The organism is Bacillus sp. FSL K6-1284 (assembly GCF_038002625.1).
Lineage (GTDB): Bacteria > Bacillota > Bacilli > Bacillales > Bacillaceae > Bacillus > Bacillus paralicheniformis.
Map to the genome: position 1 here is coordinate 3,800,786 of NZ_JBBOCW010000001.1, position 24,781 is coordinate 3,825,566.

General features: G+C 37.6%; 17 protein-coding genes and 1 pseudogene. 9 read left to right on the forward strand and 9 right to left on the reverse strand.

Features of this window, described 5'->3' with window-relative positions; translation table 11 throughout:
* Nucleotides 1–82 precede the first annotated feature (82 nt).
* From MHB72_RS22930 to MHB72_RS19515, 3 genes and pseudogenes are all read right to left on the reverse strand, one after another.
* Nucleotides 83–163 (reverse strand): annotated as a pseudogene (locus MHB72_RS22930) (hypothetical protein); the annotation flags it as partial.
* A gap of 101 nt (nt 164–264) precedes the next feature.
* Nucleotides 265–423, reverse strand: a complete 159-nt coding sequence (locus tag MHB72_RS19510; protein ID WP_216919415.1) for a hypothetical protein — start codon at nt 421–423, stop codon at nt 265–267.
* A 196-nt stretch (nt 424–619) separates the two neighbouring features.
* A complete protein-coding gene (locus MHB72_RS19515; RefSeq protein ID WP_214485290.1) occupies nt 620–934 on the reverse strand; it encodes a hypothetical protein in 315 nt (104 codons plus the stop codon).
* 195 nt (nt 935–1,129) lie between these two features.
* Here MHB72_RS19515 and tagU point away from each other — a divergent pair, with 195 nt between their 5' ends.
* Complete coding sequence (gene tagU / locus MHB72_RS19520) at nt 1,130–2,056, forward strand: polyisoprenyl-teichoic acid--peptidoglycan teichoic acid transferase TagU (protein WP_023857188.1); 927 nt, start codon at nt 1,130–1,132, stop codon at nt 2,054–2,056.
* 42 nt (nt 2,057–2,098) lie between these two features.
* Here the strand turns inward: tagU and MHB72_RS19525 are convergent, their stop codons facing one another.
* Nucleotides 2,099–2,344, reverse strand: a complete 246-nt coding sequence (locus MHB72_RS19525; RefSeq protein WP_126430466.1) for a hypothetical protein — start codon at nt 2,342–2,344, stop codon at nt 2,099–2,101.
* A gap of 209 nt (nt 2,345–2,553) precedes the next feature.
* Between MHB72_RS19525 and galU the strand changes: the two genes are divergently transcribed.
* On the forward strand, nt 2,554–3,432 hold the full coding sequence (gene galU, locus MHB72_RS19530; protein ID WP_023857186.1) for a UTP--glucose-1-phosphate uridylyltransferase GalU: 879 nt from the start codon (nt 2,554–2,556) through the stop codon (nt 3,430–3,432).
* Between the two features lie 69 nt (nt 3,433–3,501).
* Here galU and MHB72_RS19535 read toward each other — a convergent pair whose 3' ends face one another.
* Nucleotides 3,502–4,638 (reverse strand): CDP-glycerol--glycerophosphate glycerophosphotransferase, encoded by a 1,137-nt coding sequence (locus MHB72_RS19535; RefSeq protein WP_023857185.1) that lies wholly within the window; start codon nt 4,636–4,638, stop codon nt 3,502–3,504.
* A gap of 19 nt (nt 4,639–4,657) precedes the next feature.
* Entirely contained in the window at nt 4,658–5,437 is a 780-nt protein-coding gene (locus MHB72_RS19540) for a WecB/TagA/CpsF family glycosyltransferase (RefSeq protein WP_025810693.1), read from the reverse strand.
* Between the two features lie 399 nt (nt 5,438–5,836).
* On the opposite strand from MHB72_RS19540, the gene tagD reads away from it, so the two are divergent.
* The 6 genes from tagD to tagH all read left to right on the forward strand — a co-directional run bounded on the left by tagD (nt 5,837) and on the right by tagH (nt 17,418).
* Nucleotides 5,837–6,226, forward strand: coding sequence for a glycerol-3-phosphate cytidylyltransferase (gene tagD / locus MHB72_RS19545; RefSeq protein WP_023857183.1), 390 nt, complete (start codon nt 5,837–5,839; stop codon nt 6,224–6,226).
* Between the two features lie 133 nt (nt 6,227–6,359).
* The gene (locus MHB72_RS19550) at nt 6,360–8,402 is read left to right on the forward strand and encodes an alpha-glucosyltransferase N-terminal domain-containing protein (protein ID WP_302052706.1); all 2,043 of its coding nucleotides are present in this window, start codon (nt 6,360–6,362) and stop codon (nt 8,400–8,402) included.
* A 111-nt stretch (nt 8,403–8,513) separates the two neighbouring features.
* A complete protein-coding gene (locus MHB72_RS19555; protein WP_023857181.1) occupies nt 8,514–10,634 on the forward strand; it encodes a CDP-glycerol--glycerophosphate glycerophosphotransferase in 2,121 nt (706 codons plus the stop codon).
* A 465-nt stretch (nt 10,635–11,099) separates the two neighbouring features.
* Nucleotides 11,100–14,726, forward strand: a complete 3,627-nt coding sequence (locus MHB72_RS19560; RefSeq protein WP_023857180.1) for a CDP-glycerol glycerophosphotransferase family protein — start codon at nt 11,100–11,102, stop codon at nt 14,724–14,726.
* A 257-nt stretch (nt 14,727–14,983) separates the two neighbouring features.
* Nucleotides 14,984–15,799, forward strand: coding sequence for an ABC transporter permease (locus MHB72_RS19565; RefSeq protein ID WP_023857179.1), 816 nt, complete (start codon nt 14,984–14,986; stop codon nt 15,797–15,799).
* A 20-nt stretch (nt 15,800–15,819) separates the two neighbouring features.
* Complete coding sequence (gene tagH, locus MHB72_RS19570; RefSeq protein ID WP_023857178.1) at nt 15,820–17,418, forward strand: teichoic acids export ABC transporter ATP-binding subunit TagH; 1,599 nt, start codon at nt 15,820–15,822, stop codon at nt 17,416–17,418.
* An 89-nt stretch (nt 17,419–17,507) separates the two neighbouring features.
* Here tagH and MHB72_RS19575 read toward each other — a convergent pair whose 3' ends face one another.
* On the reverse strand, nt 17,508–20,141 hold the full coding sequence (locus MHB72_RS19575; RefSeq protein ID WP_216919411.1) for an N-acetylglucosaminidase: 2,634 nt from the start codon (nt 20,139–20,141) through the stop codon (nt 17,508–17,510).
* Nucleotides 20,142–20,410: 269 nt separating this feature from the next.
* Here MHB72_RS19575 and MHB72_RS19580 point away from each other — a divergent pair, with 269 nt between their 5' ends.
* Nucleotides 20,411–21,235 carry a glycosyl transferase family 2 gene (locus tag MHB72_RS19580; protein ID WP_216919409.1) on the forward strand — a complete coding sequence of 275 codons (825 nt, stop codon included), beginning with the start codon at nt 20,411–20,413 and terminating at the stop codon, nt 21,233–21,235.
* A 28-nt stretch (nt 21,236–21,263) separates the two neighbouring features.
* On the opposite strand, the gene MHB72_RS19585 is transcribed toward MHB72_RS19580, so the two are convergent.
* Complete coding sequence (locus MHB72_RS19585) at nt 21,264–23,963, reverse strand: glycosyltransferase (protein WP_216919407.1); 2,700 nt, start codon at nt 23,961–23,963, stop codon at nt 21,264–21,266.
* A complete protein-coding gene (locus MHB72_RS19590) occupies nt 23,963–24,733 on the reverse strand; it encodes a hypothetical protein (RefSeq protein WP_254121899.1) in 771 nt (256 codons plus the stop codon). The genes MHB72_RS19585 and MHB72_RS19590 overlap by 1 nt, the downstream gene beginning before the upstream one ends.
* Nucleotides 24,734–24,781 lie beyond the last annotated feature (48 nt).

Below are 24,781 nucleotides of genomic sequence, written 5' to 3' on the forward strand. Positions count from 1 at the left end.
CCTCCAAATATTTCAAATCATTCGGCAATAAAAAGGAAAACAAGAGACGAGGCTGCCTCCTGTTTCCGATTTGAGTTTTAATTTAATAGTTCGTTAAAGTCGTTCTCGGATAATAGAATTTTAAAATAGAACTATATGAAGTACCCGATCCGGCTCTCGTTTTGCAGGTCCACTTTTTTGTAATGAGATAACGGATTTAAAGCCCCATTACCTCATTGCTCGCCTCAGTGTACCCCCCATAACTTGAAGAATATACCGCTATGATCAGGATTCCAGTACTTTCATTTCGTTTAATTCACGACCTTGCAAGAGTTTGAATACAACTGTATCTGCCGTAAACTTGATATACGTTGTATTCGCCCCTTTTTCCAATTTTCTTGACCGAATATGTACAAGCCGATACAGCCGTTTGGTATCCTCCACATTGCTGCCTCTCACTTTGTGATTTCCGGCAGTTGTAATATCCCGGCTTGACATAGTTGGTCAGCTTAACGGATATGAATTCGTAGCGAAAGAAACGGGAGACGTGATCAACAAGATCATGAAAAAGTGTAAACAGCATCGCTTGCTTCGTTTTCTTCAAGGCCCCAAAAAGTCTCTCTTCATTGACAAACTTAATTTATTTCTCGCTTTCGATTTTCTTTAATTCAAGCTGTCCATTTTCGGTCTTTTTGTAAGTCACTCTTACTTTTTGTCCGTCTGTAAATTTGTCAATATCCCCTACATAGTCACCGGCAATATTTAAGCTGACAGGCTCGTTGTTTATTTTCACCTCAATCGTATGAGTGTCTGCCTGTCCCACGAACGTACCGTCCTCCGTTTGAACCTGATCCGTTTGAACCTGGTCGGTTTGCTCGCCTTGTTTCGCCTGTTCGGCAGTACCGCATCCGGCCAGAAGAAGCATAAAGAACATAAATGCCGCAAATTTCTTCATTTTTCATCACCTCTTGTTTTTTATCGACAAACATTTATAATTTTATAGAAGGAAGCGCCTCTTTGTAACATTCTTAAGTGCTATTTAATCTACTTGTAATATTAAAACTAGAGATATGAAAAAAATTAGTTGTTTCTATTATTTTTAAAATTTATAATCAAATCAGATGATAAAAACTTTAAAGCGAGGAAAATGATGAGAGCTGAAAAAAGAAAAAAGAAAAGAAAAATCCTTTTCATTATTTTAACGATTATTGGCTTATTCGTTTTATGTACCGGCGGCTATGCCTACTACCTATGGAACAAAGCAGCTTCAACCATCGCCAGCATTCATGAGGATATCGGAAAATCTGATAAACGGGACAAGCAGGTGGATGTTAACAGCAAAGATCCAATCGCAGTCTTAATCATGGGAGTTGATGAAAGGGAAGGCGATAAAGGACGGGCTGATTCCCTCATCTACATGACGGTGAATCCAAAAACGAATACAACAGAAATGGTAAGCATACCGCGTGATACGTACACCGAAATCATCGGCAAAGGAAAGATGGACAAAATTAACCACTCCTACGCCTTCGGTGGAACCCAAATGACCGTCGATACGGTTGAAAACTTTTTGGACGTGCCTGTAGATTACTTTGTGAAAGTGAATATGGAAAGCTTCAGGAATATTGTTGATACGCTCGGTGGAATTACGGTGAACAGCACATTTGCTTTCAATTATGACGGGCATTCATTCAGCAAAGGCGAAATCACGTTGAACGGGGAAGAAGCGCTTGCTTACACCCGGATGAGAAAAAAGGATCCAAGAGGAGACTTCGGAAGGCAGGAACGTCAGCGTCAGGTCATTGAAGGCATCATCAAAAAAGGGGCCAATATCTCTTCCGTAACGAAATTCAGCGATATGTTCCAGGTCATCGAAGACAACGTGAAAACAAACCTTACGTTTGACAATATGTGGGATATTCAGTCAAACTACAAATCGGCTCGAAACAAGGTCGTGCAACATCAACTTAAAGGCCAGGGAACCAAAATTGACGGAATCTATTACTATAAGGTCGACGAAAGCGACCGTGAATCGATTTCAAAAAAATTAAAAGAAAGCCTTGCGCTTAAGAATTAACAAAACGAGCTCCGCTCATAACATGCGGAGCTCGTTTTATGTTCATGAAATGGAAGAAGCTTGTCCGGCCGATAGCCCAAAACGATAAAGAATCTCGCCAACGATGAGTTTCAGCGCGTTTCCATCACTGTATGGAGTTGAAGCTTTTGACATTCTTTGATACTCGTCATAATTATTCAGCAGCTTTGTCAGTTCGCAAACATCTTCTTCATTCGTTCCGACCAGCTTTAACGTTCCGGGTTTTACCCCTTTTCGGCCAATATCACCTGTTCTTTCAATGATATTCAAAACAAAATCAGGTCCAGTTTGAAACTCATCAAGCACCTTATCAAGCAATTACCTGTGCCGGGACCTTATAACAACATAAACCATTTAATCAACGTTTTTTTCCTAAACAAACATAATAACTGCTTTGTTCTATGATACGTGTGAAAATGCTCGAATTGTGGTAAAGTTTATTGTATGATCACATCCACTTTAAGGAAGGTGCTTTATTAATGAAAAAAGTAAGAAAAGCCATTATACCTGCGGCAGGTCTTGGAACCCGCTTTTTACCAGCGACAAAAGCAATGCCAAAAGAGATACTCCCCATTGTCGACAAACCGACGATCCAGTACATAGTTGAGGAAGCAATCGACTCCGGTATTGAAGATATCATTATCGTAACCGGTAAAGGAAAGCGCGCCATCGAAGACCATTTTGATCACGCGCCTGAACTGGAACGTAATCTTGAGGAAAAAGGAAAAAAAGAGCTACTTGAAAAGGTTCAAAAAGCCTCCAATATGGCGGACATTCATTACATTAGACAAAAAGAACCAAAAGGACTCGGACATGCCGTATGGTGTGCTCGCAACTTCATCGGCAATGAGCCTTTCGCCGTTTTGCTCGGAGACGACATCGTTCAGGCCGAAACGCCGGGGCTTCGCCAGCTCATGGATGAATATGAGAAAACCCTTTCTTCCATCATCGGTGTTCAGCAGGTACCTGAAGACGAAACACACCGATACGGAATCATCGATCCTCTCACAAAAGAAGGACGCCGGTACCAAGTGAAGAACTTTGTTGAAAAACCAACATCGGGAACTGCCCCTTCCAACTTGGCAATCCTGGGCCGCTATATCTTCACTCCTGAAATCTTCATGTATCTAGAAAAGCAGGAAGTTGGAGCAGGTGGAGAAATCCAATTGACGGACGCGATTCAAAAATTAAATGAAATTCAGCGCGTTTTTGCATATGACTTTGAGGGCAGGCGGTATGACGTCGGTGAAAAGCTTGGTTTTATTCAAACGACCCTTGAATTCGCCATGCAGGATCCTGAACTTAAAACTAAACTTGTTCCTTTTATAGAAAATCTTTTAAATAAAGAAGAAATATAATAAACGCAAAAAAACTGGCACACTCTTATGCCAGTTTTTTAATGCATTCTAAACACTTCGGTTTAATTCTTATCTGCACAATTCATTAATAAAATTCAACAACTTCCTGCTGGAATCACCACTTGAATACTCATTCCACTCATTTGAAAACCGTTTAACCTCTTCATACGTATGGTGAATGTTCTTTAATTCGTTAAGAAGCATGTCGCGGTTGCGGCAGGCCTTTCCCGGAATTACCGCTTCATAGTCGTCGATCAAACCGCGTTTTTTATCGTACTCTTCAAGATCATAGGTGTAAAACAGCATCGGTTTATCGAGCAGGGCGTACTCGAAAGGGATCGAGGAATAGTCCGATATCAGCACGTCGCTTACATGTAGCAGATCCTTTAACGGAAGGTCTGAAACGTCTTTTATCATACCTTCATATTCTTCAAGTCTGATATTCTCACGGACAGCAGGATGCAGCTTAACCAAAAGCAAAAATTCTCCCTTTAAATCTTCAGAGAGCTGCTCTTTTGAAAAAGGGAGTTTCACTCTTGTCATATTATAGTCTCTATATGTCGGGGCATAAAGGATGGCTTTTTGGTCCAAAGATTCATAAGGACGTGCCTCATCTTTAAAATATTGATCTGTCAAGGGAACTCCCGTCCGCAATATGTGCTCATCCTTAACGCCGAATGAACGCTTGAAAATGTCCGCCATCTTTTCCGATCCGACAGTGATATAGTCAAATGAGGCGTATACTTTTTTAAACCTCTTGATATCTGCGGATGTTCTGCGGTAATTTCCGATATCCTCCAGCCCGAACTTCTTCAGCGCGCCGTTCGCATGCCAAACCTGGATGCACTTTGTCTGCGGCCGTTTACGAAGCACACTTGTCAGCAAAAAATAATTATCCGTAATTACACATTTGCTTTTGAACATGCTATAAACGGCCCGCATCAAATGAAAAGGATTTTTTTCATTGATGAAACATGATGACACAGACGGATATTCATTTGCAAGGGAAACCGCATGCCGTGTATAAAGCATTTCCAGTTCAAACGGACAGGCCGTTTCCTCATATTCATTTAGGAGCGCTCTTGCGTTATCAGGGAAGGAAACGAGAAGAACAACTCTGTTTTGGGGCCTTACCCATGTCAGCATAAAGCTGACCATCGAAAGAACACCCGAATAAAACATGACAAACAAAGAACGTATCTTCATGATTCAACCTAATCTCTTTCTATGCATCGATTTGTTTTGACTGCTCTTTTACCTGTTCAGGATAGTAGCTCTGTTTTTGAACCCTTTCTTCTTTCAGAACCGTAAAAGCATATTTCGGTATATTCAGCATCCGCTTCCATCTTGAGGGATTTGTCACGAGTCGGTACAGCCATTCAAGGTTCAGACGGATCAGCAAGTTCGGCGCACGTTTTACCGTGCCGCTGAAAACATCGAAGCTTCCGCCAAGCCCGATTGCAATGGCCTTTGGAAACAGATGCTTATATTTACAAATAAACCTTTCCTGATGCGGGTAACCAAGGGCTACGAACACCATATCAGGTTTAGCTTTCGCAATGCGTTTAGCTATCGCTTCTTTGTCCTTTGCATAGCCGTCTGAACAACCGGCAATAGTGATGTCCGGGTATTCAGATGAAATACGGTCCACGACGGCTTGATTGACCTCTTTCTTCGCGCCGTACAAAAAGATACTTTTCTTTTTGTCGTTGGCGATCTTCAGCAGGTTGATAAACACATCATAGCCTGCAATTCTTGATTTTAATCGCTTATTCGTCAGCTTTGACATCATCACGACGCCAATTCCGTCGGGCAGAATAAAATCCGCTGCTGACAACACGTCGCAGTAGCTGCTGTCTTTTGCTGCTGCATATCCGATTTCAGGATTGACGGTGGCGATATAAGCTCCAACCCGTCGATTAATGTATGACTTCTCAAGATGATGCAAAAAGCCGGATAAATCGGCGTTTACATATGACAGGTTATAAATACGTTCCGTTTGCAACATCAACTCCTCCTCCCGATTTAAAAGTTCAAATTTATGTTTAAACGAAATGAAAATGTCTTAGGAAAGTGGTTCAGCCCAAAAATCCCATCGGTCTAACGTATATTTTAACATAGATGATTCATAAAAGCTTAACAATAACTTTACAACAGATTAAGATTTTTTACGCTGTCTTCAGAAATCAGATGAAAAGAGATAAATTTTAAAACAAAATTTGGAATTTCATTTGCTTTTTACAATGCTTAACGTTTAATAGGCAATGTGCTATAATAAGTGATCAGTGAAGACATGAGGAAAAATTTTTTAGTGAAGAGTATACGTGTTTTTCGGATAGAGCAATTTTGAAAGTTAATCATAGTGGTTTGTGGAGTTATAGATTAGGAAGGAGAGTAATTTAACATGAAGAAAGTCATCACATACGGAACGTTTGATTTATTGCATTGGGGACATATCAAATTATTGGAGCGCGCCAAACAGTTAGGCGATTATCTTGTCGTAGCGATTTCAACGGACGAATTCAACCTTCAAAAACAGAAAAAAGCTTACCATAGCTATGAGCACCGCAAACTTATCCTGGAAACCATCCGTTACGTCGATGAAGTCATCCCGGAAAAAAGCTGGGATCAGAAAGTCCAGGATGTCATCGACCATGATATTGACGTTTTTGTCATGGGGGATGACTGGGAAGGAAAATTTGATTTCTTAAAAGAACACTGTGAAGTCGTCTACCTGCCAAGAACTGAAGGAATTTCGACAACGAAAATCAAAGAGGAAATCGCCGGCCTATAAATTCTGGCATTTTGCCACTGTAAGTTATATAATTCTTTCGAAAAGTACTTCTTATCTTTTTTTAAGAAGTACTTTTTGTTGAATTAAAATGAGAAGTTCGAATTGCCAGCTTACAGTGAAAGGGAGAAAAAAATTGGGCGAAAAACAAAGTGATCCCTTGAAGAATGAGGGAATAGCTATTCCTAATATGACCTATTATTTTATTTCAGGAAACCTTCCTCACGATTATGGAGGATTGACAAAGTCGCTACTGCTACGTTCCAAGTTGTTCGGAAAATTATCTCAGACGCCTACAACCTTTTTAACATTTGGATTTGACAAAGATTTTTCAACTAAAAAAAAACAGCTTTATGAAAATGAGAAAGTCCACCCGAAATTCACTCGAATTTTAAATATGTATAATGACTTTCTTAGCAAAAATACTAATGGCCGCTTATTTTCTGAAAAAACCAGTTTAAACGAAATAAAAAATCACAATAAAAATCGTTTTTTTGCTAAATTCAACAAAATTTTCCGAAGACAAAAAAGCAACCTTAACTATAACTTTTACGAAGATGGAAAATCAATTTGTAGTATAGATTACTTGAATAATGAAAAAAAACGATTTAAAAGAGAAGAGTATACGAGACAAGGGTTATTGTGCCGTGTATCTTATTTTAATACAGAGACCGGCCGATTGTACTGCCAGGAATTTATTAATGATAATCATAATGTTTATCTGGATAAACATTATGATTTTATCGAAGGTCAAAACGAGCTTCAACTGAAAAGTATTAACTGGTATTCAGAAAATGGAGTATTGAAGTTTTCCGATGAATCAGAATTGCGGCGGCATTGGATTGAAGTTCTTGAATTAGAGACAGATCACCCAAAGCTTTTCCTGGTTGATAGCAGACGGCAAGATAAACATGTATTTAGAGTCAAGAAAGCAGATTCCTCTTATTACGCTGCAATTATACACAGCAAACATTATGGAGATAATCCACTTCATGTAAAGCCGCGTTACCGAGAATTATTTAGTCATTTATATAATCTTGATGCCGTGTTTTTTATCACTGAAGAGCAGAAAGAAGATTTCCAGAGGATAGTCGGAGAGCATAAAACATTCTTCTATACTCCACATACAATGGACAAATCGCTTGATAAAAAGGTTTTAAAAACCCAAAGTGAAAAGAATAAAGCGGTTATCATTTCAAGATTAGTTGAATCGAAAAATCTGACTCATGCTATTAAAGCTTTTAAGCTTGTTGTAGATGAAATTCCTGAAGCCAGATTGGAAATTTTCGGTTCAGGCGGAGCGGAAAATAAAATAAAAGCGGAAATTGAAAGTTGCAATTTGCAGAAAAACGTCTTTTTGAAAGGTTATACCAATAACCCAGATAACGAGTTTCAAAAGGCGTGGCTTACAATTTCAACATCTCATTTTGAAGGGTTCGGCCTTTCTAATATGGAAGCTCTAGGTAACGGTTGCCCTGTTATTACTTACGACTATGACTACGGTGCAAGAAGCCTTGTTAAGGATAATGAAAACGGCTTCGTCGTCGAGAAATATAATATTGAACAGCTTGCGGAAAAAATAGTTTTGCTTATGAAAAACGAAAAACTTCATGAAAAATTTTCGAAGTGTGCATTTGAGACAGCAGATAAGTATACGACAAAACATTATATGAAGCGTTGGTCTGACGCGCTTCAAAAAATGATTGAGGTCAAAAAAGAAAAACAAGAATTAAAAGGGATTTTTCCAGGCAAACAAGCGTTCTCTGTGAGAGAGCATAAAATAGATGAATCAAATTTGATCATTGAATTCAAGGCTCAGGTTCAGGTTGATGAAGGCTACAATTTAAAGCTTGTCGGGCTTGACAGAAGAAACAATGCGGTTGTTATATGCGCTTCTTCTCCTGAGAAACCCGTTTCAAGGTCAGATGTCTACCGATTTAATATTGATCTTGATCAACATTTTCATGTTAAAACAGTCAGAGCAAATAACACTAAAACAATTGATTTTTATTTGGCTATCAGCAACCGTGAACAAGTTACAATATTAAAACGGCTGTCTGTTGACCAAACAGAGATGCCCTCTCCTTTCTTAGTGGCAAAATATAAAGTTGAACCTTATATTACCGTAAAAGGCAACTATTCATGGACTTTGCAAACAGATCCGGAGATGCCCTCCTAAGGTAATCCCTGACAACTGTTTGCTACGGGATGAATATTCAGTTCATCTTATGTATAATAATCAGAAGATTATCTGTCGATGATTTTGAAAAAAGAGGAGTAGACTTATTTTATGGTTAAGGAAGTTCCAATAGAATTCAAATTAGTAAACCTGAAAATTGAGGGTTGGCAGCTTCTCCTCGATTTCTCTTTAGATTATTCAGTATCCGCCGATAATATCAGTCTGTTGGCAGTGAACCGCAAAACAAAAGCGGAGCTGCCGGCTTTTTGTGAAAGGATAGACAAAGAAAAAGCAATATATCGTGCGGAACTTCGTTTAGATGCTCTTTCTAAACACGTCGAAGACAAAGGATGCATCGACTTCTACGTAGGAATCCGTGAAGCGGAAGCTGACCTTTTAAAGAAAAGAATACAGACGAAGTTTCAGCCAATTGAACTATCTTGGAAATGGGATGAGCAAAAGCAGGTATTTTTTCTTCCTTATACAACCAAGAAAGGAAATCTCTCGTTAAAAGTTCTGCCCAAAAAAACAGTTGCTGAAATAACTGATATCGATTTAAACACTGATGGAGAACTCACCCTTGAAGGATACGCTTTTTTGCTAAATGAGGATGGAAAGGCAACTGCCAAGCAAAGATGCCTTATTCTAAAAGAGGTCGGTGACGCCGAAGAGAAAAAGGTTTTCGAATACCCATTAGAGGATAATGAAACAGCAAACTTTAAGGTGCACATTAATCTCAAAAAGCTTTATGAAGAAAACGCTATGCCTGTCATGTTCCAGTTTCACATCGAATTTATCGGTGAAGACCCTGAAACGGGCGAAAAAGCTATCAAGAGAACAAAACCGCTAATGCTGAAAAACAAAGCGAACCCGCAAAATAGCCAGTTTACAGTCATTGAAACGGAAAAAGGTCCGGCGCGTTTTCATGTCTACCCGCAAAAGAAAAAGAGATGTATGCGCTTAAGAATGAATGATTATACATTTAAAACAAGGGCTGTTTATTTCGTTGTTGGGAAAAAGAACCGGACTGTTTCCTTTTTCCGCAGAAGAAAAAACAAGCTAAAGAAAAAGATAGGCAACGGCTTGAAAAAAGCGTATTATTTCACCTTTGGACTGGCTGGAAAATTGCCAGTGAAAAAGAAGACCGTTATCTTTGAAAGTTTCGCCGGAAAGCAGTACAGCTGTAATCCGCGCGCAATTTACGAATATATGACAGAGAACAAACCGGATTACGAAATGTATTGGAGCGTAAATCGGGATTACACGGATATCTTTGAGGAAAAAGGCATTCCTTACATCAAAAGGTTTACCCTGAAGTGGCTGTTTGCCATGGCAAGAGCCGAATATTGGGTTGTAAACAGCCGAATGCCTTTATGGATTCCAAAGCCGAAGCACACCACATATCTTCAAACATGGCACGGCACACCGCTGAAACGTCTTGCTGTCGATATGGATGAAGTGCATATGCCTGGCACCAACACGGAAAATTACAAAAAGAATTTCACTATGGAAGCAGCAAAATGGGATTATTTGATCTCACCGAACGCATATTCTACAGAAATCTTTGCCCGTGCATTCCAATTCAATAAAACGATGATTGAATCAGGCTATCCGAGAAACGATTTTCTCCACACGGACAACAATGCCGAAACGGTTCGTTCATTAAAAGAGAAAATGAAGCTGCCGGCTGACAAAAAAGTGATCATTTATGCGCCGACATGGCGTGATGATCAGTTTTATAAAAAAGGAAAATACAAATTTGACCTTGATTTGGATTTGGCGAAAATGAGACAGGAAATTGGCGATGACTATGTAATCGTCCTCAGGATGCACTACTTAGTTGCCGAAAACTTCGACCTTGAGCCATACCAAGGTTTTGCATACGATTTCTCATCCTATGAGGACATCCGCGAGCTTTACATGGTGTCTGATTTGCTGATCACGGACTATTCTTCCGTCTTCTTTGATTTTGCGAATTTGAAGCGTCCGATGATTTTCTTTGTTCCCGACATTGAAACGTATCGCGACAAGCTGCGCGGCTTTTACTTTGACTTTGAAAAAGAAGCTCCAGGCCCGCTCGTCAAAACGACGGATGCCGTCCTTGAAAAGATCAAGGAAACGGAAGCGCCCGGCTATCACCTGCCTGATGTATTTGAGCCTTTTTATCAGAAGTTTTGCTACTTGGAAGAGGGCAGATCGTCTGAAAAAGTAGTAGAGAAGATTTTTAAGTAGTAAAAAAAGCCACTGTATAATACAGTGGCTTTCAACCTGAATGTTAATAAAAAAATAATGGAACATTCATAAACTGATCAGTTAGCCTTTGAATAACTGTCGGGAAAATAAATAGTCTTAACTTTTAAACAATCTTATGCTATTATAAGTTCTACCATAAAGATCTTCAATAGTCAAAAAATCCGGCTTCAAAATAGCGAAATACTAACTATGTGCTTTACATTGAATTTAAAAGTTGCAGTTTTTTATTAGAAGTGATGTTTGTTACTTCTTTTTTTCTTGCCAATCATCATCATATGCAAATTTCACTCTATACTGAGATGTTTTTATAGATCAATATAAGGGTTGGAGGGCACATAAATGCTTAAGGTGTGAAAAATTACAGCAAATGCTTAATTTAATGACATGAAGATTATATAAAGAATACCTCTGTAATTTTGAAGAAGCAAGGAGATACGAGAACGAATGAATAAAAAAATTTTGAAAAGAAAAGTCAAATTTATTAAAGATCCTCTCGAAAACTATATGAAGAAAACAAATCATAGAAGAAATAATCAGTATGCTAAATTTTACGAAAAGCTGAATGTTATTGATAACACAATATTATACGAAAGCCGTGATGGAAAGAGCATTACTGACAGCCCTTTTGCAATTTTTAAATACTTAACAAAAAATCCGGAATTTAAGCATTACAAGCATATTTGGTCAGTAGAAGACTTTCATGCACTTGAACCTGTTATTTCGAAGTATAAAGATATGCCGAATGTTGAATTTGTTAAAAGAAATTCAACACAATATTTAAAGTACTTAGCCTCAGTAAAATATTTGATTAACAACTCAACTTTTCAGTCATTTTTCACATGTAAAAAAGAACAAGTATATATCAATACATGGCATGGAACACCGCTCAAAAGCATGGGTTTTGATATTCCGGGGAATCCCGCGCATTCGCAAAATGTTGTAAGGAATTTTATCAGTACAGATTATTTATTAAGTCCCAATAAACATACTACAAATATGTTTGTCAACAGTTATAAACTAAAAGGGTTGTACACAGGCGAGATTATTGAAGAAGGCTATCCAAGAATTGATTTGACACTTAATACAGTTCCTGAAAACTTCAAAAAGTTTCTGAAGGAATTGGATTTACAGATTGAGACTGAAAAGAAAACAATTTTATACGCACCTACCTGGAAAGGGACAAGTGTTTCAAAAGTAAAAAATGATGTATTTCAAATCGTAGCAGACATGAATTATCTGGAAGACAAAATTGGTGCTGAATACAATATTCTTATAAAAGTTCATCCTTTCTTATATAGTACGGCTGTCAAATCAGAAGAACTTAAAGGAAAACTTGTTCCAGATTTTGTGGATACAAATCAGCTGTTAAGTACTATTGATATACTGATAACAGATTATTCCAGCATATTTTTTGATTTTCTCGTTACCAACCGACCAATTTTGTTTTACATGTGGGATGCAGATGATTACAACGAACAAAGAGGAAAGTATATAAAAAATGAAGACCTTCCGGGTCCGGTTTTATATAACGTTAGGGAACTAACAGAGGCAATCGAAGATATAAATAAAGTGAGTTCGGAATTTGAAAAAAAATATCAGGAAAGTAAAGCCAAATTTACAAATTATGACGACGGAAATGTTACAAAAAGAGTTGTTGATAAGATTTTCAAAAATAGCGGGCAAGTAAATGTGATAAAAGATCTGAATAAAGGAAAAGAAAAGATTCTCATATACCCCGGCGGAATGAAGAATAACGGTATTACGACTTCTTTCATTAACTTAATGAGTAACATCGATTTTGAAAAATATGATGTGAGCTGTTTTATGGCAACACCCCATCAGAAAGAAGTGCTCAATAATATCGACAAGGTGAATAAAAATGTCAGATTCATATTTAAACCTGGTTTGCCTGTCTATACATTATCAGAGGTATACAAAGACAAACTGATTCATAATAGGGGTGCAAAGGGAAGACTTAAAGAGCTGTATCCAAATGATGCTTATGTAAGAGAGCACCAAAGACTGTTTGGAAAATCTAAATTTGATTATGTCATCGATTTTAGTGGTTACAGTTTATATTGGGCCAAATTCTTAGTTTGCGCAGATGCAAAAAAGAAAATTTGCTATATGCACAATGATCTTCTATCGGATAGTGAGAGATTAGTTAACGGGCGTCGACCGCATAGAATCAATTTAAGAGGGCTATTCTCGATCTATAACAAATTTGACAAATTGGTAAGTGTTTCAAAAGGAACAATGGAACTAAATAAAAAAAATCTGTCCATTTATGCTGATGAGGATCATTTTGATTATATTATGAACTCTATTAATCCCGAAAGAATTCTAGGGATTGAGCATACTGAATCAGATTCTGTGACGTCGGTGAACCCCCATGAGAATGGATCTAAGAATCATGTTGACATCGTGGATAATAAAAGGTTTAAAGCAAGAGCAAAGATTGTAAACGCCGATGGCTTCTTTGTTGTAAATACCTTAATTGATAAGGCAAATACCAGACTTACTCCAGCTAAGGAATTTGAAAATGAGGAAGTCTTGATATTAAGAGAAGCCCATACAAATGACGGAAGAATACTATATAAATTGAGTATCAACGGCAGTACCATCGGGTGGCTGGAAGAAGGTGCTCTTGAAATATTGCCGGACAGTATATTGACTGAAAAAGAAGTGAATAGACTGGCGATTATTCAGCACCCCAAAGGAAACGACATCTGGAATAAGCCATACAAAGTTTTGGATGTTGAAAAAGTAAGTTCGAGCAAAGAATATAAAGGAATTATTGTTGAGGTAGACAAAGAGGTTAGAACACAGCACTCTTTCTATAGCAGAATATACATTAATGATGTTTTGATAGGATGGATTGACAGTTCAGCATTGAAAATTGTAAAAGAGTATGAATTGGATAGTGAATGTGCGGATGAACAGCAGTCCATTATAAATAAGGAAAAGAATAAGATTAAACAAAAAAACTACAAAAAACATTCTGATATCATCCAAGGGCTGGACAACAGAACATTAGAGGAAAAAGCGTTGAACTTGTTAGCAAAGATAACAAGTGGAGAAGACTACATGATTTGGTCTAAGGCGTATCCCAATAATGGCTGCCAAAAAATATCGACTGCTGAAGAGTTCAACGGTTTAATTGCAAAAGTCATCAAGAGTCATAAAACAAAAGAAGGCACGTACTATCTTTTCTCAATAGATGAAAAAGTCATCGGGTGGCTGGACTGTAATGCCTTTAAAACTATAGACGAGACAGTCATTATAGAGGAGAAGCCAGTAGAATATGAGGCACAAATCAATTTAGGTGACACGGAATATATTTTTAACAAGCCATATGATGTAAAAGGTTGCAGTATAATAGATGATTATAAAAAATTCAATCATGAAGAAGTAAAAGTCGTTGAAGAGGCAACAACGCAGCACGGTACCTATTGCAAAGTTATTTACCATGATAGAGAGCTAGGGTGGATAGAGCGCAATGCTTTAGAGAAAATTGAACCTCTCGGCTTAAAGGTTGGAAAAACTTTAATTCCTTATCCATCAGAAAGCGACTTTAATTTTGTCAATATGGGGAGACTCTCTCCAGAAAAGGCTCAGGATAACCTTATCAAGGCTTTCCATACACATGTTCAAACTTATCCAAACAGTAAGTTATATATTTTAGGCGAAGGCCCTTTAAAAAAAGATCTTCAACAATTAATAACCGATTTGGATCTGGAAGAGCATGCATATCTAGTTGGCCAGCTAGACAACCCATTCGGCTTTTTGAAGATGTGCGATTGCTTTGTTCTGTCTTCCCATTATGAAGGACAGCCGATGGTATTACTAGAAGCGATGACGCTAGGAATGAAAATTTTGGCGACTGATATTGTTGCAAATAGAACGGTATTAGAAAACGGAAAATACGGAACTTTAGTTGAAGACAGCGTTACCGGACTTGAACAAGGGTTAGTTAAAGTACGAACCGAACCTGTTGATAGCTCGCAGTCTTTTGATTACATTGAATATAATAAAACAGCTATGAATTCCTTCTATAAAGTTTTGAGTTAATGAATGTTGAGGCGAACGCCTCAACATTTTAATTATTATAGTAGATATTGTGAAACAGCAATTGCTAAAAAGAATTAGCAAATTGTATAGAAAGATGATAATGGTTGACAAAAAATTTTTTCGAATCGGTTTAATCTGGATATACTGGAAAATGCGATTTTGAGTCGATGTCAAAAGTGAAAAAAGGCGCGTGATCTGTTACAATAATGAGCGGTGCTATAAAAAAAGACAAAACTTTAACTCTAAGGAAGATTAGAATGAATGCTATGGTAAAAGTTCTTAAAGAAGTATTTTCTTCGCTTCCGCTGATTATGCGGCTGGCGGTTTATGAAACAAAGTCAAAGTATCAAATGAATTATTTAGGGGTTGTTTGGCAGTTTTTAAATCCGTTAATACAGATTTTAGCTTATTGGTTTGTTTTTGGAACTGGAATAAAAGGCACCAGGGCAGATATCGACCACTATCCATTTATTATTTGGATGCTTGCCGGCATCATCCCATGGTTTTTTATCAGCCCGACAATTCTTGATGGATCAAACAGTGTTTTTAGAAGAATCAATCTTGTGTCTAAGATGAATTTCCCAGTCAGCTCACTACCAGCGGTTGTGATTACTTCCAATTTATTCAGCTATTTTGGAATGACGTTAATCTATGTTTTGATTCTTATTGGAACTGGACATTTTCCGACACTTCATTGGTTGCAATATTTTTATTATTTGTTCTGTATGATTGCGTTTATGTTTTCATTCAGTTTGTTCAATTCTACAATCAGTGTGTTAGTAAGAGATTATCAATTTCTGCTTCAAGCTGGTACAAGGCTGCTGTTTTTCTTGATGCCAATCTTTTGGGATGTGGCGCACAGCTTGGCCAACAGGCCGCATATTTTGGCCGTTTTGAAATTAAATCCGCTTTTTTATATTATAGACGGCTTCAGAAACAGCTTTTTAAACGGCAATTGGTTTTTTAGCGATATAAAATACACCTTGTATTTCTGGATATTCACACTGCTGTTATTGTTAGTGGGGTCAATCCTCCATATGAAATTCAGGGACAAGTTTGTTGACTTTCTTTAATAAAGTAAGGAGATAATACGATGAAACTAAAAGTTTCGTTTCGAAATGTTTCAAAACAGTATCAACTGTACGAGAGACAGTCTGAAAAGATAAAAGCATTGTTCTTGCCGAACAAAACTGATAAAGGCTTCTATGCCGTTCGAAACGTCTCCTTTGATGTTTATGAAGGAGAGACTATCGGTTTTGTAGGAATCAATGGTTCCGGAAAATCGACGATGTCGAATCTGCTGGCAAAGGTGATTCCTCCGACAACCGGGGAAATTGAAATGAATGGTCAGCCTTCTCTGATTGCGATTTCCGCGGGATTGAACAACCAGCTGAGCGGGAAGGATAACATCAGGCTTAAATGCTTGATGATGGGGCTGACCAACAAGGAGATTGATGAGCTTTACGATAAAATCGTCGAGTTTGCCGATATTGGGGATTTCATCAATCAGCCAGTCAAAAGCTATTCAAGTGGAATGAAATCGCGCCTTGGTTTTGCGATATCAGCTCATATTGATCCCGATATTTTAATTATTGATGAAGCCTTGTCTGTAGGTGACCAAACCTTCTACAAAAAATGTATTGATCGAATTACTGAGTTTAAAAAGCGTGGGAAAACGATTTTCTTTGTCAGTCATTCCATCACCCAAATAGAAAAGCTCTGCGACCGCGTTGCTTGGATGCATTACGGCGAAATGCGGATGTTTGGTGAAACCGAGCAGGTTGTTGAGGAATATAAAGAGTTTGTTGACTGGTTTAATAAGTTGTCCAAAAAAGAAAAGAAAAAATATCAACAGGAACAAATTGAGCTTCGTAAAAAAGATCAGGCAGAAGAGCGAACAAGCCGTTATTTACAACATAATAAAAACCCGCAAACGATAGCGAATGCGGTGCAAATCACTTTTCTGTCAATTTTGCTGATTGCGTTAGCAGCAACAATGTTTGTGAGTACACCACTGCGAACAATCGCTTCCTTTGGGGCTATTCCGGGAAACGATGTTAAAAAATCGGAGGATCGCCAAACTGTATCAGAAACAGAACATTTAACAAAGGTGAATCAACCGGCATATGTCAAATCAACGCAGCTTTCAACATACAGTGATCAAGCATTAAAACAAAAAACAGCCACTTCTTTGCCATTTGGAACTGAAGTTACGCTTTCATCACAAAATGCCAAAGTGGCGCAAATTCATTTTAGCGGAAAAAGCTATTTTGTGAAAAAAAGCAGTCTTTCCTTAGCTAAAGACCAGAAAAATGTTTCATTGAGTGCCAATGCTTTTTCGCCTTACTTTCCCGAGAAAGCAAAGTCTTCTTACCAATACTTTCTTTCTTTTTTAGGGGAGAGTGAACAAACGCTAGAACAGACTTTGCAGGGAATCAAACAAGTAAAACACGATGACGGGAGTACAGGCCTTCGTCTCGATTATGAAAAAGTCGACTATGTAATTGAAAAACAAAAAGCATCAGCAATCGTTTTCCATGACATTCAAGTCGTCGAACCGGCTACAATATCTCTGCCTGAGGAGAAAGCTGTATTTGACAAAGATCATAAACGATACTTTTTCAAAACAAAAAAGCAGTTGTTTGTAGTGGATAACGAGAAGCATACTTTAATGATAAGAAATGAAAATTAAAGAAAAAAGCCATTGTGTATGATGAAACATCACAATGGCTTTTCCAATTTAAAAAAGATCTGACGCAACAATGCGTCAGATCTTTTAGCCTATTTATATTTTGGAACGTCATAATACAACGTATAATTGTCCAGCAGTGTGTATAAGCTGTACATCCGATTTACTTGTTTATAAGCCCAGCCGATATCTGTTGCATATTGGTGACTGGCCGTTGGGGCCCACCTCATTTTAAACAGTGTATCTTGCTGAAAGCCGCTTCTGTGAATATAGTTTTTGCCGATCAGTTCGGCTCCGCCGATGATGGCCTTTTCAGGAGTATCCCACCCCTGCTCATAGGCAGTTCTTGATCCGCATTCCAACGGACAAGAATCATATGCACCATATCCGTACACATTGTAAACCGTTTTTCCGTTATATTTGACACCTTTGGCTAATTGGGAAGTTCCATTTCCGGTTTCCAAAAGAGCATGAGAGATCAAATACAATTCATTAATGCTGTATTTTTTGGATGCCTCAACAAAAGCTGCTCCTTTTCCTTCAAGAATTCCCTTACCTTTTAATATTTTGCTGTTAATTTCACTGGCTGATAGACCTGCATATTGAGACAGTTTCAAAAACTGGAAGTAATACTTGCTGTCCATTGAAAAGTTATTCGGATTAATATAATACGCGGTCTCAACTTCACTTGCATTTCTCCAGCCCATGTTAATTTTTGCCCAATTCCCTTCAGTGCCGACAATACTGACTCTATCACCTTTATTTAGCATACCTATAATGTTGTTGCTAGCCACTTGCGGAGAAGATCTAACATTTAGGTAGTCTGCCGTTACGGTACTGTTGCCCGTATTGATATAAGAAAGCGATACATAGCCCGGAGAGTCTGTCTGCGGGTTAACACTCATTTGCTTTTTCAACATTTCACCAAGGGTGAGGCCGTAATCTGTATACATGATTTGGGGACCGTCTTTTGTTTTGACAATGTTGACAGTCCACCCATAATTACTTTTTATTTGGTTGGCTGTTGCAGATGCATTGTTGTATCCCTGGATATTATCAATGACAATTTTATAAAGGTATTGTCGCTCGCTTGTATAACTATTCCACCAGCCTTTTTCCTTAAAGAAGGCTTGAGCTTTCAGCAAGTCATCATACAGCAAAGTCATTCCGGTTTCAATTCTATAGCTGGAATATCCGGTTTCTCCAGTGTTAACAATTGTAGCCCACCAATTATTAGCCTTGAAGAATTCCAGTCCTTTTTGGGCTTGCTCCTTGCCGAAAACCTGATCAGATACTACCCGATATGATGAATACCCGGTTTCACCGGTCTTCTGGTAGCCCGCATACCATGAGTTCTTTTTGAAAAAGTCCAATCCTTTATTAACCTGACCCGTTCCCAACACCGGATTGGAATATATTTTAAAGCGAGTATATCCTGTTTTCCCGGTATCCTGATAGCCCGCATACCAATTGTTTGATTTAAAGAAATCTAATCCTTTGGCAAGCAGAGTATCACCAAGAATCGGTTCAGAATAGATTTTGAATTTTGTATATGCCTGTTCTCCTGTTTCTTTATAAGACACATACCATGAATTCTTTTGAAAGAACTCCACACCCTTATTTACTGCACCCTTTCCGAGCACGGGATCGGAAACGATTTTATAGCGGTCATACGTTTGTTTATCACTTTTCTGTGTTGAAAACCACCAGTTTTTCTTCGTCAAATACTGTTCTGCTTTTTCCCGATCTGAAGAATTGAGATCATGAAATAAAATTCTAAATGATGTTGAATTTGGCAGCTGCTCATATTCAGCAGTTAAGTTGATAGCCTCTTTGATCTCTTGAATATGTTTTTTAACAAGAGACTCACTTCCAAATCCGCCGGTTCTGATGTTGAAGTACTCGACAGGATCTCCCACTGGCTGTACGCGGCCTTTAATACCTGTCTCAGTTTCAAATTTTTCAAGATTGGCTGTTGCAGCAGACTCACTGTTAAATCCGCCACTGGTCAGAATATAATACTTTTCGGGATCACCAACAGGCTTATATGTCCCCTTGATTCCGGTTTTCTGTTCAAAATCACTCAAAATATTCTTCACTTTTGATTCGCCGCTAAATCCGCCGCTTATCAAAGTGTAATACTTTTCAGGATCGCCGATCGGTTTATATGTACCATCGATGCCTGTTTCCTTCTTGAAAGCACTTAAAATATCTTTCACTTTAGATTCCCCGACAAACCCGCCGCTGACTATCTGATAATAATAATCCTTGGTCGTACTTATCGGTTCAACTGATGCGGAAATCCCGGTTTTCTTTGTAAAAGACTGAGCGACTGATTCCGTTTTAGATTTCCCTGAAAAGCCGCCGCTTGATACATAGTAATAATAATCTTTCGATCCGATCCCCACGTAATTGGCATTTATACCAGTGCTTTCTTCAAACTCTTGCAGGTTTAATTTGACTCGCGACTCTGTAGGAAATCCACCGGAATATAGATTATAAACATTTTTATAATCATTTGTTTTTTGATACACTGCATTCCAGCCAGTATTTGCTTTCAGTTTTTGCAAATTCTTTTCAGCGTCTTCCTGTCCGAGAAACGCAGCAGACGTCTCTACTTTATATGTAGAAGTATCCGTATATCCTGAAGATTTATTGACGAGGATTGAACTCAACATTCCGATAAAAAGTACAGAAACTGCAAATTTTAAAGATATTTTTCTCATTAGACTCCCCCCTTCTATTGTTCTATTTATCTCTCAGTTTTCTGTATCGGCTTACAAAGAGATATGTTTAACCGACATTTATGAGTATATCAAAATTTCAAGCAAAGACTATTATTTTTTTGGAACAATACAAAAAATGTGAAAAAAACCATGACTCTTGTCATAAAAAACACTTTTCATCATGTCATTTCATATATAAATTAGACTATCTTGACAAAAATAAAGAAATACGGATATCTTTAATTAAAAACTAATCACAAGGGGACTTTATGGACATTAAAAAAACAATTACTTCATTGGAAAATTTATCACAGGAGTCTCTTGCCTTTGGTGAGAAATTCATATTAATTGTAGAACATAAACAAATTAATTTTGAATTTTTTCTGAATTTAAAATCGACCTCTGACGCTTTGTTGGTCCTTGGATCCGGAGCGATCGATCCGAAAAAACACTCACTTCCTGTTTTCCACAGACATTCGTGGGCAGATGAAATCGCTTGCTCCAGCATATTTTATAATGACCCGACCCTTTATTTAGGAAATATAAATATTGGATGGGGACAGGGGGATGAAGAACATTTTTATTTAGAAACCATTTCAAACATCGTTATCAAAATCGCTGACATATTGAAAATAAAGCCGGAGAAAACAACTTTCTATGGAAGCTCAGCCGGGGGATACACCTCTCTATTCCTCAGCGGACTGTTCAAAGGCTCGACCGCCCTGGTCAACAATCCACAAACTATCGTGTACAACTATTATCAAAGCCATGTCTTGAAAATGTTTGAGGTATCATATAAAAAAAAGGGATTAGAAGATTTTCCACAACATTTAAGGTACAGGATGAATATTCCGGAATTATATAAAAAAATAAATTATATTCCCAATATCATTTATTACCAAAATCTAGCCTGCGAACATGATATTAACCGTCATTTTAATCCTTTTATTAAAGATATTTTTGAACTCACAAAACAAAAACCGTATGTAAAAAAAGTTGAATGTCACTTCTATTATGATGAGGAAAAAGGGCATAATCCTATGAGTAAAGAAGAGACTTTGGCTATTCTAAATGAAAGAACCGGAAAATATTAAGGGGAAGGGGGATGTCCCCCCTCCTTACCTAAACTTCTGATTTTAATAAATTTAAAATATCTTGATCTTTCCACTTCATTCCTTCATATAACCTCAATATTTGCACTAAAAGATTTCTTGCTTCATCTTTCTCCTCTTCATTTACCATGGTCAATTTAACCATATACCAATTCTTCACATAGTTCTCAAGGCGAATATCCTGATAATCTTCCAACAGTCCTTCTTTTTTCAACCAAGCAATTCGCCCTTTTTCAAGCATCACATATCGCTCAAAAAATCTTTTGTTTATATTGTTGACTGAAGAGTTTTCAACCATTGCATAGTAAATATGAATAGGTAAATCAATGACTTTAAAAGCCCTTGATGAGAGGATCATTTCATGAAAGACGAGAGTATCCTCCCCTATTGCACCTTCAACCATCTTAATGCCGGAATTCATTAGCCATTTTCTGTTAGCAACAAGAGCCTGGATACTCATTGCCTTAAAATAAGTTTTCTTAAGAAATTCCCCATGTGGTCCCTTCCGAGATGCTCTGCCATTATTGAACCCCATCATGGTTTTATAATAGGAAAACAGCTGCACTTGATCCGATAATCTAACCATATCGCCGATTACCATATCATATGAAGATCCTTTAGCCTCCTCTAAAAGAGCGGCATAACCATCATTAATCGCTTCATTATCCGGGTCAAGATATGTTACCCATTCTGAAGTTGACAGATCCAATCCTTTATTTCTCGGCCTTGACGCACTTCCGCTCCCCCCTTGAGGATAGAAATGCGTTTTTACATTGGGGTATTTTTCCTGCAGCCTTTTAACGATATAAGGTGTATACCCATCTGTAGATCCGTCGTCAACGATTATAATCTCCATATCCTCAAAAATACTGCTTCTGGAAAGACTCTGAAAACATTTATACCTTAAATGCTCGCCATTGTTATATGTCGGTATAATCACCGAGAGTTTATAAGTTTTGATTTCATTCTCCTGTTTATTCTCCAGGGCAGTCAAAATCTCTAAAGGATCAATACTATATCCTTTCAAAAGCTCGCCAGGCTGTATATCTTTCAACGATTTCCAATCAAATGACTCTCTCCAGAACAATGTCCGGTATCGATCCTTCATTTCATTTACATACTGATGTTCGACCCCAGGCACATATTCTTGCGGCGACCGGTAGTAAGCATCTTTTGTAATATAGTCTGAATCTGTATATTTAAAACCGTTGATCATATCCTCGAGATAATATTCTCCATAACAGTAGTCCTCACCGAAAAATGCAACCATATCATGCTCGGCATAAACTTGTTCAGTCACATCTTTTTCTTCCATAAATGTTTTGTATGGATAAGATTGACGGTTAAATTGTTCTCTCATTTCAGGTGTATCTTTTTTGGTGACTACAAGCACTTTTTTATTGAATTTATGCTTTTTAAGCCCTGTGATTTCCGCAATTTTATTGACTCTGTCAAATGCGGTTTCACCATTCAATACCTTTCTGACACCTTGCATCTGCAGCTCGTATATTTCTTTTGCAGATAATGAGTTTAAGTAATCAGTCAATTCTCCTTTAGAGGGAGCCAAAAATACGTTTGGATATTTGCTATTTATTCCGATGCTGTAGTTGGACAACACCACCGTACCCATTGCCTGTAATTCATACACCCTGTTGGCAAACATTGTGTTGCTGTCTTTTACAGAGTTTAAATTCAATGTAAAATCATACATTTTATGAATTTTTTGCAAAGTTTCATGATCTGTTGACGGCACCACATAAGGAACATATTCCTTTGGATAAAAATGAGCAGGAAGCTGTAATGAAAAATTGCGGTCAATGATGGTTAATTCACGGCCTGCATTTAATACTCCATCAAAGAGAATTCGGCTGTCATGCTGTCTGTTTGGATATTTATGATACCATGAGCCTGCAAATAGTATATCCTGCCTTCTGAACATTCTCGTCCCAATCGGGTTATGATAAATTGGGTTAACGCCAAACTCCAATACGTCAAACGTTTTTGCTGAAGGACAGTCCCTTCGATAATCGTCAAGAACTTCTTGGCACGTCGTAAAAATATGGTCCGCTTGCTGAGCTAAGTCGATATAAAACTCATAATTAACCGGATCTTCTTTTGAATAAAAGACAATAGGAATATCCTTGCTTCTGTAAAATTCAATAATGCTGCTGATTCGATCCCTTATTTTCTTTATTTTCGGATTACCAAGGCCTTTCCATGATCCATCAAGCCCTCTCCAAGCAGTAGCAAGAACAAAAACATCAATTTTGTCACCAAAATTTCTATAGTTTTCATAATTAATATAATGAAAACCCGCAGCGTCTTCCAAGCTTTTAAATAAGAATTCATCTGCAATAATTCCAACTTCTAAATCAAGTTTCTTATAATACTTTGAACCATTGCTGTCGGGAAGTTGTTTGATTTGCTCCTGAATTTCCTCATAGTATCCTTTTTTGTGATTTTTCTTTAAAAACTGCAAGTATGCTTCTTTTTCAGCCGGTGTCATAATATTGTTTTGACGAGATGCTGGTGAACTTTTAGCGGTTTGACTATTTCTTAAGTCCGCAAGCTTCTTTTTCCTGTTATTTAAAACCGATAGACTCTTATTTTGATTAAACTCACTTATAGTGGCTTTATCAACGGCAATTTCCTTTGTCAACCTAGCTATTTTTTGTTTAATAGTCGTTAGACGCTGATCAATATTCGACATCAACGATTACCTCTTCTTTTTCTAAATTTCCAATAAAAAAGGGTCAAACGTCCTAATTTTGATGAAGAGAGTGCTTGATAACGCCTCTCCAGATACTTCATTTGCTTGTCCATTTTCTTTTGTTGCTGTAATAATTTTTCTTCTTTCTTATATGCATCAACCAGATCTTTTTTTAGCACAGTCACTTCATTCAGCAACGAAGATATCTGCTTCTCATACGGCTGAACTTCTTTCCTGTCATGAAGATTAAGGGTATCGATCATACTGCAGATTATCTCTGATAAGCTGTTAACAGCTGTGTCATTAGTTCGTTGCAATTTTAACCCGATCCATTTGTTGCCGCTGTAAACTTTAACATTAAATCCGAGTTGAAAAGATGCTATGACTAAATTCAGGAGATTATTGAGATTCAGATCTTTTATAAATGTCCAAAGAACAAAGCTTCCTTTCGATGATAGATATGGAGCTAACCGTTCAATATACCTTTCAGAATCAAATACGGTCTTTAGAATATCTCCCAAAAGGATGGTGTCAAACGTCTCAATATTCATGTCTGCCTCTTCTTCAAGGTCATGCCTTAAATACACAACTTTTTTTCCGACAGCAGTCAAATATGCGTCACCAAGATTACTTGATTTAACAGCGACTAAAATATGATCCCCCACAGCCGAGGTATATTCCCATTTTATTGGATTATTATCGTCTAAACCCAAAAATTCGTTGTTTTTTTCGTTTACGTTTGGAGCTGTTTCTGAGAAAACAGGTTTCAAATGTATCTTCCTCCTTCTCTGAATAAGTGAGGGAATAAAAACTAAGTC

Bases quoted from the DNA above. Each gene is read 5' to 3' on its own strand.
- MHB72_RS19535 (WP_023857185.1), bottom strand. From the start codon at position 4,638: ATGAAGATACGTTCTTTGTTTGTCATGTTTTATTCGGGTGTTCTTTCG.
- tagH (WP_023857178.1), top strand. From the start codon at position 15,820: ATGAAACTAAAAGTTTCGTTTCGAAATGTTTCAAAACAGTATCAACTG.
- MHB72_RS19585 (WP_216919407.1), bottom strand. From the start codon at position 23,963: ATGTCGAATATTGATCAGCGTCTAACGACTATTAAACAAAAAATAGCT.
- galU (WP_023857186.1), top strand. From the start codon at position 2,554: ATGAAAAAAGTAAGAAAAGCCATTATACCTGCGGCAGGTCTTGGAACC.
- MHB72_RS19580 (WP_216919409.1), top strand. From the start codon at position 20,411: ATGGACATTAAAAAAACAATTACTTCATTGGAAAATTTATCACAGGAG.
- tagU (WP_023857188.1), top strand. From the start codon at position 1,130: ATGAGAGCTGAAAAAAGAAAAAAGAAAAGAAAAATCCTTTTCATTATT.
- MHB72_RS19575 (WP_216919411.1), bottom strand. From the start codon at position 20,141: ATGAGAAAAATATCTTTAAAATTTGCAGTTTCTGTACTTTTTATCGGA.
- MHB72_RS19515 (WP_214485290.1), bottom strand. From the start codon at position 934: ATGAAGAAATTTGCGGCATTTATGTTCTTTATGCTTCTTCTGGCCGGA.
- MHB72_RS19555 (WP_023857181.1), top strand. From the start codon at position 8,514: ATGGTTAAGGAAGTTCCAATAGAATTCAAATTAGTAAACCTGAAAATT.
- MHB72_RS19560 (WP_023857180.1), top strand. From the start codon at position 11,100: ATGAATAAAAAAATTTTGAAAAGAAAAGTCAAATTTATTAAAGATCCT.
- tagD (WP_023857183.1), top strand. From the start codon at position 5,837: ATGAAGAAAGTCATCACATACGGAACGTTTGATTTATTGCATTGGGGA.
- MHB72_RS19565 (WP_023857179.1), top strand. From the start codon at position 14,984: ATGAATGCTATGGTAAAAGTTCTTAAAGAAGTATTTTCTTCGCTTCCG.